Source organism: Agrobacterium sp. 719_389 (assembly GCF_900188475.1).
Classification (GTDB): domain Bacteria; phylum Pseudomonadota; class Alphaproteobacteria; order Rhizobiales; family Rhizobiaceae; genus Agrobacterium; species Agrobacterium radiobacter.
In genome coordinates this window covers 33,630-45,883 of sequence record NZ_FYEM01000008.1, presented here as the reverse complement: position 1 = coordinate 45,883, position 12,254 = coordinate 33,630, and the positions used below count along the sequence as shown (strand labels likewise).

11 protein-coding genes are annotated in these 12,254 nt (G+C 61.3%); 4 read left to right on the top strand and 7 right to left on the bottom strand.

The annotated features are described in order from the left end of the window. The first annotated feature begins 6 nt into the window (after positions 1-6). From CFB10_RS15405 to CFB10_RS15390, 4 genes are all read left to right on the top strand, one after another. The gene (locus CFB10_RS15405) at positions 7-1,065 is read left to right on the top strand and encodes an ABC transporter ATP-binding protein (protein ID WP_020011697.1); all 1,059 of its coding nucleotides are present in this window, start codon (positions 7-9) and stop codon (positions 1,063-1,065) included. A 21-nt stretch (positions 1,066-1,086) separates the two neighbouring features. Beyond that, positions 1,087-2,049: a sugar kinase gene (locus CFB10_RS15400; protein ID WP_020011698.1), complete on the top strand. Its 963-nt coding sequence runs from the start codon at positions 1,087-1,089 to the stop codon at positions 2,047-2,049. A gap of 143 nt (positions 2,050-2,192) precedes the next feature. Continuing rightward, complete coding sequence (locus CFB10_RS15395) at positions 2,193-3,251, top strand: P1 family peptidase (RefSeq protein ID WP_020011699.1); 1,059 nt, start codon at positions 2,193-2,195, stop codon at positions 3,249-3,251. 20 nt (positions 3,252-3,271) lie between these two features. After that, positions 3,272-4,138, top strand: coding sequence for a D-amino-acid transaminase (locus CFB10_RS15390; RefSeq protein WP_020011700.1), 867 nt, complete (start codon positions 3,272-3,274; stop codon positions 4,136-4,138). 65 nt (positions 4,139-4,203) lie between these two features. Here the strand turns inward: CFB10_RS15390 and CFB10_RS15385 are convergent, their stop codons facing one another. The 7 genes from CFB10_RS15385 to CFB10_RS15355 all read right to left on the bottom strand — a co-directional run bounded on the left by CFB10_RS15385 (position 4,204) and on the right by CFB10_RS15355 (position 12,123). After that, positions 4,204-5,100: a LysR substrate-binding domain-containing protein gene (locus CFB10_RS15385; protein ID WP_003503993.1), complete on the bottom strand. Its 897-nt coding sequence runs from the start codon at positions 5,098-5,100 to the stop codon at positions 4,204-4,206. 196 nt (positions 5,101-5,296) lie between these two features. After that, entirely contained in the window at positions 5,297-6,817 is a 1,521-nt protein-coding gene (locus CFB10_RS15380) for a serine hydrolase (protein ID WP_020011701.1), read from the bottom strand. Between the two features lie 224 nt (positions 6,818-7,041). After that, positions 7,042-7,782 (bottom strand): ABC transporter ATP-binding protein, encoded by a 741-nt coding sequence (locus CFB10_RS15375; RefSeq protein WP_020011702.1) that lies wholly within the window; start codon positions 7,780-7,782, stop codon positions 7,042-7,044. After that, positions 7,779-8,609 (bottom strand): ABC transporter ATP-binding protein, encoded by an 831-nt coding sequence (locus tag CFB10_RS15370; protein WP_020011703.1) that lies wholly within the window; start codon positions 8,607-8,609, stop codon positions 7,779-7,781. The genes CFB10_RS15375 and CFB10_RS15370 overlap by 4 nt, the downstream gene beginning before the upstream one ends. A gap of 3 nt (positions 8,610-8,612) precedes the next feature. After that, positions 8,613-9,515 carry a nickel transporter permease gene (gene nikC, locus CFB10_RS15365; protein ID WP_020011704.1) on the bottom strand — a complete coding sequence of 301 codons (903 nt, stop codon included), beginning with the start codon at positions 9,513-9,515 and terminating at the stop codon, positions 8,613-8,615. Then, positions 9,512-10,525: an ABC transporter permease gene (locus tag CFB10_RS15360; protein ID WP_020011705.1), complete on the bottom strand. Its 1,014-nt coding sequence runs from the start codon at positions 10,523-10,525 to the stop codon at positions 9,512-9,514. The genes nikC and CFB10_RS15360 overlap by 4 nt, the downstream gene beginning before the upstream one ends. Positions 10,526-10,527: 2 nt before the next feature. Beyond that, positions 10,528-12,123, bottom strand: a complete 1,596-nt coding sequence (locus CFB10_RS15355) for an ABC transporter substrate-binding protein (protein ID WP_020011706.1) — start codon at positions 12,121-12,123, stop codon at positions 10,528-10,530. Between the last annotated feature and the right edge of the window lie 131 nt (positions 12,124-12,254).

The following is a 12,254-nucleotide window of genomic DNA, read 5'->3' as shown; positions in this document are numbered from 1 at the left end:
CTGCACATGGCACCGGTCAATATTCTAAACGTCCAGAAGCGCTTCGGCGCGGTCAACATCATCCACGGCATCGATATCGACATCAAGGACGGCGAATTCGTCGTGCTCGTCGGCCCTTCCGGCTGCGGCAAATCCACCCTGCTGCGCATGATTGCGGGGCTGGAAGAGCTGAGCGACGGCGAAATCCACATCGGCGCGCGCGAGGTCAGCAACCTGCCCGCCCGTGACCGCGATATAGCCATGGTGTTCCAGAACTACGCCCTTTATCCGCACATGACGGTGAAGGATAATATGGGCTTCGCGCTGAAGCTGAAGAAGGTGAGCGCCGAGGAAACCAAGGCCAAGGTCGACAGGGCCGCCGCCATTCTGGGGCTGGAGAAGCTGCTTGATCGCTACCCGCGCCAGCTTTCCGGCGGCCAGCGCCAGCGTGTCGCCATGGGCCGTGCGCTGGTGCGCGATCCGCAGGTCTTCCTGTTCGACGAACCGCTCTCCAACCTTGACGCCAAGCTGCGCGTGCAGATGCGCGGCGAGATCAAGGCCATGCACCAGCGCATCGGCACCACCACCATCTACGTCACCCACGACCAGGTGGAAGCCATGACCATGGCCGACAAGATTGTGGTCTTGCATGACGGCGTTATCGAACAGATCGGCGCGCCGCTCGAGCTTTACGACCGCCCGGCCAACCTTTTCGTCGCCGGTTTCATCGGTTCGCCCGCCATGAACTTCATTCGTGGCCGCGTTGAAGAAGGCGTGTTCCGCACGGTGAAGGGCCTCAGCCTTCCCCTGCCCGCCAACGCCGATATCGCCGCACTGGGCGGCCGCGACCTCGTCTACGGCGTGCGCCCGGAACATATCCGCGCGGCAAGCGGCGGCATCGAAGGCCGGGTTGAACTGGTCGAAGGCACCGGCTCGGAAATCTACGCCAAGCTGAACTGCAAGGGCGACGAGATCGCCTGCCTGTTCCGCGAACGGCTGGACGTGCGGTTCGGCGATACGATCCATATCGCCATCGACCCGGAAATGGTGCATCTCTTCGATAAGGCAAACGGCAAGCGCATCTGAGAACTGAGAAGGGTGACGGGCATGGACAGCGAACACGAGAGCCGCAGGCATGTGCTGTGCGTGGGCGCCGCCGTGCTCGACACCCTTTTTCGTGTGCACGAGATGCCGAAGGGCGAAGGCAAGGTCCTGCCCTATGAGATGCTGCAGATTGCCGAAGGCATGGCGTCGAGCGCAGCCTATGCCGTGCACCGCATGGGCGGCCGCGCCAGCCTTTGGGGTGCTGTGGGTGACGACGAGACCGGCACCCGCATCCTGCGCGACCTCGCCGAAAGCGGCATCGACACCACAGGCATGACGGTCGCCGCCGGCGCACGCTCCGCACTCTCGACAATCATCATCGATGATCGCGGCGAGCGGCTGATAGTGCCTTTCTACGATCACAGGCTGCACGAAAAGAAGCGCTCCTGCACGCCGGCGGACCTCGCCGCTTTCGACGCCGTTCTGGTGGATGTGCGCTGGCCGGAACTGGCGCTCGATGTTTTGACGGTGGCACGCGCCCTCGGCAAACCCGCCATTCTGGATGGTGATGTCGCGCCCGTCGAAACCCTTGAGAAGCTTGCACCTGCCGCAACCCACATTGTATTTTCCGAACCCGCCGCCACCCGGCTGACGGGGCTTGAGGTCGTGGAAGCCATGCTGCCGGTGCTGCACGCCCGCTATCCGCAAACCTTTATCGCGGTCACCGCCGGACCGGCTGGCTGCTACTGGACGGAAGCCGGCGATCCGACCGTGCATTTTCAGGAAACGATGCAGGTCAAGGCGGTTGATACGCTGGCGGCAGGTGACATTTTCCACGGCACCTTTGCGCTTGCGATCGCCGAAGGCATGGAAAGCCGCGCGGCCATCCGGCTCTCCTCCGTTGCCGCCGCACTCAAATGCACCGTCTTCGGCGGCCGCATCGGCGCACCCGCACGTAAAGAGGCGGAGGTCACGATGCGGGAATGGCTGGGAAATGAAGTCGGAGCAGTCCAACGCGCCTCCTGAGCGCATCCATTGCCCGCATAAAACTATTCCATTTTTGCGATGCCGTTTCCCGGCGAACTAGGCTAACGTCAAGTCAGAGCAAAGCTTTTCGTAAGCCGCGCTTGTTCCACCTTGAGCCTGCATTCCGCAAAAGTGATCGCCCGATGCATCAGACGACCCGCCCGAGACTGCGCGATATCGGCTTGCCGCCCGGCCATTTCGAGACCGGCCCGCTCAATGCCATCACCGATGTCAAAGGCGTGACCATCGGCCATTCGACCCTGCTTGAAGGCGAGACGATCCGCACCGGCGCAACCGCGATCCTGCCGCATGACGGCAATATTTTTCAGGACAAGGTGCCCGCCGCCTTCGCCGTCTATAACGGCTTCGGCAAATTTGCGGGCTCGACCCAGATCGAGGAACTCGGCGAACTCGAAACGCCTGTCATCCTCACCAATACGCTTGCAACCGGCCGGGCAATCGAGGCGATCAACCTCCATACGCTTTCGCAGCCGGGTAATGAAAAAGTGGTGTCCATCAACGCGGTCGTCGGAGAGACCAACGATTCTCGCCTCAACGACATCCGCGCCGGACGTCCGACCGTCGAGGAAATTTCGGCCGCGCTGAGAAACGCTGCCACGGGCCCGGTGGCCGAGGGTGGCGTTGGAGCCGGAACGGGCACGGTGGCCTTCGGCATGAAAGGCGGCATCGGAACTGCATCCCGCATCGCCAGCATCGCGGGGGAGACCTATACGCTCGGCGTTCTCGTGCAGTCCAATTACGGCGGCCATCTGCTGGTCTGCGGCAAGCCCTATGTCAGCCCTGATCACAAAGACAAGGACGGCTCCATCGTCATCGTGGTTGCAACCGATGCGCCGCTGTCGTCACGCAATCTGAAGCGCCTGGCCGCCAGAAGCTTTGGTGGGCTGGCCCGCACCGGCGCTGCACTCAGCAACGGCTCCGGCGATTATGCCCTGGCATTTTCCACCGACGAGCACCTTCGCCGCACGCCCGCACGCCGCAAGGCCGTCACAGACTATCCCGAGCTTTCCAACGATGCGATCTCGCCGCTCTTCGAAGCCGCAATAGAGGCGACCGAGGAGGCGATCCTCAACTCGCTCTGCACGGCCACAACGACATCAGGTTTCAATGCCGGCACCGGCAAGGCCGCAACGGTCGAGGCCATTTCCATCGACGCCCTTAAAACCCTTCTTTCAGCCTGACTTTTCCAGACGGAGTTTTCATGACTAGCCAATCCGGTCGCATCGTTTACCTCAACGGCGAATTCCTGCCCGAGGCGGACGCCCGCCTTTCCATCTTCGACCGCGGTTTCCTGTTCGGCGACGGCATTTATGAAGTCACCTCCGTTCTCGAAGGCAAGCTGATCGACAGCGACCTGCATATGACCAGGCTGGAGCGCAGCGCCCGCGAAATCGACGTGGCCCTGCCGGTCACGACGAAGGAAATCGTTGAGGCCGAACGCCGCCTGATCGCCGACAACAACCTCGTCGAAGGCATGATCTACCTGCAGCTGACGCGTGGTGCGGAAGACCGCAACTTCCTGTTCTCCGCTGATATCAAGCCGACGCTTGTCATGTTCACGCAGGCCAAGAAGCTAATCGGCACCCCGGTCGAAGAGGCAGGCATCGCCGTCAAATCCGTTCCCGACCAGCGCTGGGAACGCCGCGACATCAAGACCGTCTGCTTGCTGCCGCAGGTCATGGCAAAACGCATCGCCAAGGCAGAAGGCTGTGACGAGGCCTGGATGATCGAGGATGGTTTCGTGACCGAAGGCGCTTCCTCGACCGCTTACATCGTCACCGCCGATAAAAAGATCATCACCCGCGGCAACAGCAACAAGACCCTGCCCGGCTGCACCCGCCTTGCCGCCCTGCAGCTGGCCAAGGAAGCCGGCTTCACGCTGGAAGAGCGGCCTTTCACGCTGGAAGAGGCGATGAACGCCGATGAAGCCTGCCTGACCAGCGCCTCCAACTTCGTGGTTTCCGTAACGAAGATCGACGGCAAGCCGGTGGGTGATGGCAAGCCCGGCCCGATGGTGAGCCGCCTGCGCGCCCTCTACCTCGAAAACGCCCGCCGCACGGCGATCTGATCGAAAGCGTTTTGTTTGTCGCATTTCCGGAAGGAAAACCGGGGTCCACTTTTCCTGGAAATGCTCTAACCCTCGAGAACCGCCCAGATGCGCTCGACCACGGGCCGGCGGTTCTCCTTCGAACGATAGAGCCTGATATCGACGGCGATATCGAAGGTGGGATCGGCGGCGCGAACCAGCGTGCCGCTATCCAGCTCGTGCCGCATCAGGCTTTCCGGCACCCAGGCGACACCCCAGCCCGCCATCGCCATGGCTTTCAGCCCCACCGACATGCTGCCCTCATGCACCCGCTCGAACTGCGGCAGGCGCGCGCTCAGGAGATCGCGCAGCAAAGGCCCGAAGAAAGAGGCCTTTTCATAATCCAGATAGGCAAAGGGTTTTCGCGCATTTTCCACCAGCGCATGCAACGGCGAACCATCTTTCGCCGGCGCGGAAACGGGAATGATGTTTTCCGCACCCAGCACGCGGAACTCGAAGGTCTGCGCATCAAGCAGCATCGGCACTTCGGGATGGGCATAGGTCAGAAGGAAATCGCTTTGCCCATCCACCAGCGAATTAAGGTTTTCCTCCATGCTGCCGGAATCGGGGCGCAATACTGAAAATAGCGGCCCGGCCGTCTCATTCACCCGTTTCAGCCAGTCGGGAAAGAAGGTGAAGGACAGGGTATGAAGGGCCGTCAGCCGAACGGTCCTGGCATCCGCACCCTCCTCCTGAAGAAGCGTGCGCCGGGCATGGTAAAGCTGTTTCAGCGTCTCCTGCGCCACCGGCACGAACTTCACGCCTGCCTCGGTCAGCCGCGACGGATAAGAAGCGCGGTCAACCAGCGTCGCCCCAACCCAGGCTTCAAGCTGCTTGATACGCCGGCTGAAGGCGGATTGCGTGACATGCCGCTCTTCCGCCGCCTTCGAAAAATTGAGCGTTCCGGCCAGCGCCAGGAAATCCTCGAGCCATTTGACTTCCAAGGGCCTGTTCTCCCACAAAGATGTCGTCCCGGCCTTCAACCGGAACATGGGGTCTTTATTAGGAGCAATAAGGGCTGATTGAAACCCTTTTAGGAAGGCCGAAAATGCGGATAAACGGCCACGAAACTCTCTTCCGTCATCCTCCGGCCTGACCCGAGGATGACGTCAAGTTTGCGGGACGCGATGGGGATCGGTTTCAGACCGTTAGCGGGCCTCTGGAATATTCGATCATCCGCGCGCGGCTGGAAACCAGCTCGATCCGGTTATCGCCCAGACGATTGAGACAGACACGCTTCGTCCATGGCCCGTCAATCAGCGTGAAAAGGAAACGGCCATTGCCGAGCGCCTTCAGAGGCATGCTGCGACGCGTCGGGCCGATGCCCATGGTCAGCGAGGAACCGCTGATCGTGAATTCGGCTCCCTCATCCGAGCGCCACGACCCCGAGAGATCATCGGCCACGACTTGGTCGCCCACCGGCAGGAAACGGCGGGCGGCGTGGCCTGCCTCACCGACGATCGCATCGCCTTCAAGCTTGAGACGCATTGGCGAAGATGCGGAGCGCGACGACACCCAGCCTTCGGCATCTTCATAAAGCGTGTCGTCGCCATCGATGAAAGTCGATGTGCTGCCTTTGATCTCCAGCCACCACGGTCCGCTTTCGGTAACATAGAGGCCTTCCGGCAGGCTGGCGGCGGGTTTGGGCAGCGGCAGGCCGGTCAAAGCCGCCATGCTTTCCAGCGCGATCTTGAAGCCGTTGGTATCCTCGCGATTGGACACCACAACGAAGCCTGTACCGTTTTCCGGATCGAGCAGGAAGTAAGTCTTATATCCCGGATGCGAACCGCCGTGACCGACGAAGCGCCGTTCGCCGAGGTGGGACCAGCGCAGGCCGAGGCCATATTCGCTCATCCGTCCATCGGCGAGTGGCCGCTCAGTGGAAAGTCCGTCCAGAACACCCGCAAAGCTGCCCTCGCCGCGCATCAGGCCCTGCAGCCAGCGGGTCAGTGCTTCCGCGCTACCGGCAAGGCTGCCGGAAGCGGAAATATGCAGGCCGGCCGCCGAAAGCTGCCAATTGCTTTCCGCCTTCCAGTAGCCGGGTACCAATTCATCGACCGGATCGTTCCAGACATCCGGCGCCTTCAGGAAAACGCCGAACGGGCGGGCAATTTGCGCCTGCACGAAATCGTCGAAACGGAAACCGTGGCGCTCCAGCGCCGCTTCCACCAGACGATAGCCGGTATTCGAATAGGAAACCTCGCTGCCGGCATCGAAGTTCAGCCGGGTCAGCCGCGCCAGATAGTCGAGAAGCGGACCGGCCTTCGTTTCGGTGTAGACGGAAAGGCCAAGCAGAGAGAGGCATTCGCGCGTATCCGGCAGGCCGCCGCTCATATCCAGCGCCTGCCCGACAGTGACGTCGCGGAGCGGCGATTGCAGCTCGGGCAGATGCTTGCCGAGCGGATCGTCAAGCCCGATCATGTCGGAATGGGCAAGCACCATGGCGCAGAAGGCATGTTTGGTGACGGAGGCATAACGCACTACGCTTTTCGGCGTGAATGGCGCAAAGGTCGAGAGGCTCTCGACACCGCCGGCATGGGCGAAGCGGATGCCCCCGAGATCAAAACCAATAACCGCCCCGCCCGGCTCGTTGCCCGCCCATTGCGAGACAAAGCTCTCGGCAAGCGTTGAAGCGGCGTTCCAGTCGAGTTGCTGTGACATTGTTCGGTCTCGTGTCTTTGTTTCGACGCCGATAACCTCGACGTCACCACTTGTTTCTTCTCCCCGCCGGGGAGAAGGTGGCCCGAAGGGTCGGATGAGGGGGCGACGTTGCCGGATTCGGAGAGCTTGCCCCTCATCCCGCTGCCGCGACCTTCTCCCCGGCGGGGAGAAGAAGAGAGCCGCGCCCGCTCAATCTGTGCGCAACGCAGGCTAGGGGCTGCCCCTCAGGCCGGCTCTTCCAGCCGGATGCTCAGGCTGCGCAGCTCTTCCGTATGCGGATGTTTGATACGGCCCTCGCGCAGATCGCCCGCGCTCAGCTGCTCGACCATTTCACCGTTCAGCATCACGCCCACCTGCGGGCAGAGATGCGCGATGACCGCCAGATTGTGGCTGACGAGGATATAGGTGAGGTTGCGCGCCGCACGCAGGTCCTGCAACAGGTTCAGGATTTCCGCCTGCACCGAAACGTCGAGCGCCGAAGTCGGCTCATCGAGCAGCAGAACCTGCGGATCGGCAATCAGGGCACGCGCAATCGCCACACGCTGGCGCTGGCCGCCGGAAAGCTGGTGCGGGTAACGGAAACGCACCGCCTGCGGCAGAGCCACATCCGTTAGCGCCTGCTGGATGCGTTTTTCGATATTGTCCATGCCGTGCACCAGCGGCAATTCGCTGAGAATGCGGTCGATGGTCTGGCGCGGATGCAACGACCCGTAAGGGTCTTGAAACACCATCTGCACCTGCCGGAAGAATTCCGGCGTGCGCTTCAGCGGCGCATCCTTGCCGGCAAAGGCGATGCGGCCTTCCCAGCTCTCATTAAGGCCGGCCATGGCGCGCAGGATAGTGGACTTGCCCGAGCCGCTTTCGCCGACGATGCCGAAGCTGCCGCCCTTTTCTACCGAAAAGGACACGCCCTTCACCACTTCACGGTCGCCGAACTTGATACGGAGATTATCGACGTCGATCATTGGCTGGACCACGCTGCATCACGGTTAAGGACGGGAAGACGCTCGCGCGGATGCGTCAGCGAGGGAATGCAGTTCAAGAGACCCTTGGTGTAAGGATGCTGGGCTTTCAGGAGTTCGGAAGCCTTCAGTTCCTCCATCACCCGGCCGGAATACATGACAGCCACGCGGTCGCAGAAATGCGAGACGAGCGGCAGATCATGGCTGATGAGGATGAGGCCCATGCCGCGTTCCGATACCAGCTCCTCGATCAGCCGCAGGATTTCCGCCTGCACCGTGGCGTCGAGAGCGCTGGTCGGTTCGTCGGCAATCAGCAGCTCGGGATCGGGCGCCAGCATCATGGCGATCATGACACGCTGGCCCATGCCGCCGGAAACCTCATGCGCGTAGGACGAGGCGACCTGGCGCGGATTGCGGATCTTCACCTGATCGAGCAGCGCGATGGCCGCTTCCATGGCCGCACGCTTGCTGCCGCCCTTGTGGGCGCGCCAGGCTTCCGCGATCTGCGCGCCCATGGTCTTGACCGGGTTCAGCGAATATTTCGGATCTTGAAGGATGAAACCCGCCCGTTTACCCCGGATCTGGCGCATCTGCTTTTCGCTGGCGGAAAGCACGTCGATACCGTCAAAGGAGAGCTTGTCGGCCCTGATATCGGCATTGGAGGGCAGGAGCTTCATCAGCGCGCGCGCCGTGAGGCTCTTGCCCGAACCGGATTCACCGACGATGCCGAGCTTTTCGGTTCCAAGCTTCATGGAAACACCGCGCACCGCCTCGAAACGGCTAGTGCGAGTCTGGAAAGCGATCTTCAGATTTTCGATTTCGACCAGCATGGCTCAATGTCCCTTCGGGTCGAGCACGTCGCGCAGGCCATCACCAAGGAAGTTGAAGGCGAGCGAAACGAGGAAGATGGCAATGCCCGGAATGGTGGCGACCCACCATTGTTCGAAGATGAAGCGCTTTGCAGTCGCAATCATCGCGCCCCACTCCGGCGAAGGCGGCTGTGCGCCCATGCCGAGGAAGCCGAGGCTGGCGGCGGTGATGATGATCGAGCTCATGTCGAGCGTGATGCGCACGATAAGGCTCGGCACGCAGAGCGGCGCGATGTGACGGGCGATGATGCGCCAGGCGGAAGCGCCTGTCAGCCGGTAGGCCGCGACGAAGTCGCTGCCGCGCACCGTCATGGTTTCGGCGCGCGCCAGACGCGCATAGGGCGGCCAGGCGGTAAGCGCGATGGCGAGAATGGCGCTTTCGACGCCGGGCTTCAGCGCCGCGACAAAGGCCAGCGCCAGAATGAGGCGCGGGAAAGCCAGGAACACGTCCGTCACCCGCATCAGCACCGTATCGACGATGCCGCCGAAATAACCGGCGATGCAGCCGATGGCGAGACCGATCGGCGCAACCAGAACAACGACGGCGATGACCATGCCGAGCGTGACGCGGCCGCCATAGAGAATGCGCGAGAGAATGTCGCGACCCAATTCATCGGTGCCGAACCAGTGTTCCGCGCTCGGAAATGCCAGACGGTTGCCGAGGTTCTGCGTTGCCGGATCATAGGGCGCGAGCCACGGCGCCAGCAGCGACAGCGCGATGAAGAGGACGATGATGGTCAGACCGACCACCGCCAGCGGGTTGGACTTGAGGTTCAGCCAGATGCGGTACCGGTTTCCCCAGGCAGCCTGGCTGCGGGAATGCGGCGTCTCATCCAGAGCCCAGTTTCTGAAATTAGCTAACATCATCGAACGCGAGGATCCATAACTCTGTAAAGCACGTCTGCGAGCAGGTTGAGGGCGACATAGATGAAGCCGATCAACAGGGTTGCTCCGACGACCGGGTTCATGTCCGCGTTCATGAGCGAGACAGTGAGATATTGGCCAAGGCCCGGCCAGCTGAACACGGTTTCCGTCACCACCGCACCTTCGAGAAGGCCGGCATAGGTGAGGGCGAGAACCGTGATGAGCTGCACGGCGACCGTGGGAAAGGCATGGCCCCAGATCACGGTCATGGCGGACAAGCCCTTGGCGCGGGCGGTGATGACATATTCACCCTTCAGCGCATCGATCATGAAGGCGCGCGTCATGCGGGTGATATAGGCCATGCTGAAATAGGCGAGAATGCAGACGGGCTGCACCATATGGGCGATGGCGTCGTAAAAGGCGTCCCAGTCACCCGCAAGCAGCGTGTCGACCGTCATCAGGCCGGTGACCGGCGAGATCATGCCGTCATAGATGATATCCTGTCGGCCCGGTCCGGGTGCAACGCCAAGCGTGGCGTAAAAGACGAGCAGCGAAATCAGCGCCAGCATGAAGACCGGCACGGAATGACCTGCAAGGCAGACGACGCGGATGACCTGGTCGGTCACCTTGCCCTGCTTCACGGCGGCCCAGACGCCGAGCGGAATGCCGATCAGCGCAGCAAGGATGAGGGCTGCGGTGGCAAGTTCGAAAGTGGCGGGGAAGACGCGCTTGATGTCGATCCAGACCGGATTGCGGGTCAGGATGGAATTGCCGAAATCGCCGTGCAGAACCTGCGAGACATAATGGAAGAACTGCACGACCAGCGGCTGGTCGAGGCCCATTTCCGCACGCACGCGCACGATGACGTCTTCAGGCGCATTGTCGCCGACCGCCGCGATGACGGGATCGACGGGCATGACGCGCCCGATCATGAAGGTGATGACCATCAAACCGAACAGCGTCAGGAAGACGCTGCTCAGTATCGACGATATGCTTTTGACGCGCTTGTTCAATGTCACGCTTTCTTCGCATCGTGGTAGGAATTGCCCTCGGAGAGAACGCCGAGTTCGAAACCGGAAACGCCCTTACGGAAGGCAGCCGTTTTCGTCGTCTGGAACATGAAGACGAACGGGCTGTTCTGCATGTGCTCGCGCTGCAGGGCTTCATAAAGCTCCACGCGCTTTGCCGGATCCTTCTCGTCGCGGGCGGCTTCCGCCTTGGCGGCGAACTCGTCGTTCTTGAAGCGCGAACGCCACAGGAACGGCTTGGACTTGGCGTCGTCGCCATTGTCCTTGTTGATGTTGAAGACATCGGCGTTGGAATGCGGATCGAAATAATCCGTACCCCATGCGGAAAGCGCCATCTGATGCTCGCGGGCGCGCATCTTGGTCAGAACCTGACGGTTCTCGGCCGACTGCAGGCGAACCTTGATGCCGATATCGGCAAGGTTTGCCTGGATCGCCTGCGCCAGATCCGGGTAGGGCTGGGCGGAGTAATGATCCATGGTGATCTCGAAACCGTCGGCAAGGCCGGCCTCCGCCATCAGCGCCTTGGCCTTTTCGACATCGCGCTGGAACGGCGTGTCATCGACGGCGCCGGGGAAGCCTTCCGGCTCGAAGCTCTGGTGAACCTTGTGGGACAGCGGCACGATGTTTTCCTGCATGCCCTTGTAGTCCAGCGCCCACTTGATGGCCTGCCAGACCTGCGGCTTGGCAAGGTTCTCATTGCCCTGATTGAGCGAGATCAGTACCAGCGAGGCGATGCTCTTGCGATCCAGTTCGATGTTCGCGTCGTTCTGGGCGCTGCGCAGCTGTTCCGAGGTGAGGTCGCGGGCAATGTCGATATCGCCCTTCTGCAGCATCAGAAGCTGGGAAGACGGATCGGTGACGTGGCGCAGGATGATGCGCTTGATGTTGCCCTTGTAAGGGCCGTTGGGATTGACGGTCAGCGCGACGCTTTCGCTCGGCTTCCAGGCCTGCAGGACAAAGTCGCCGGAACCGGCGCTGTTCTTCTGCAGCCAGCCATTGCCGAGGTCTTCGCCCGAAGCATTGGCGAGAACCGCCTTCTTTTCGACGATCGCGCCGATATTGGCGGAGAGGCAATACAGCAGGAAGGAGATGGCGGTCGGCTTCGCGGTCGTCAGCTTCACCGTCTTGTCGTCAGCGGCAACGATGGTCGTCTCGGCATTCTCAGGCGTGAAGCCGAACTGGCTGATGATGAAGGCCGGGCTCTTGTTCATCTTGATGGCGCGCTGCAGCGAGAAGGCAACGTCTTCCGCCGTGACTTTCGCGCCGCTGGAGAAGGTGGCTTCGTCACCGATCACGAAGGTGAAGACCTTGCTGTCAGCGTCAGCTTCCCAGGATTTCGCGATGACGGGATCGACCTTGGTGGAATCTTCGCGGTTTGCACGCACCAGCTTCTGGTACATGTTGGAGATGATTTCACCGCCGACGGCTTCGAAACCTTCATGCGGATCAAGGCTCGTCATATTGTCCAGCTGCTGGGCGACCACCAGAATATCCTTGGGCGTCGCGGCAAAGGCCGGAATGCGCGCATAGGACAGGAACGGAACGGCAGCGCCGGCAATCAGCAGGTTGCGTCTTGAAATCATCGAAAATCCCCTTTCGGACCTTATTTTTCGGAAACGGTGTGGGTTTGCCCCAATCCAGTCATTTTTTTTATGTTTTCCCGCGATTACCACGAGCAAACGAGGCCCGACCAATTCCAAATTTGGCAGAGCCT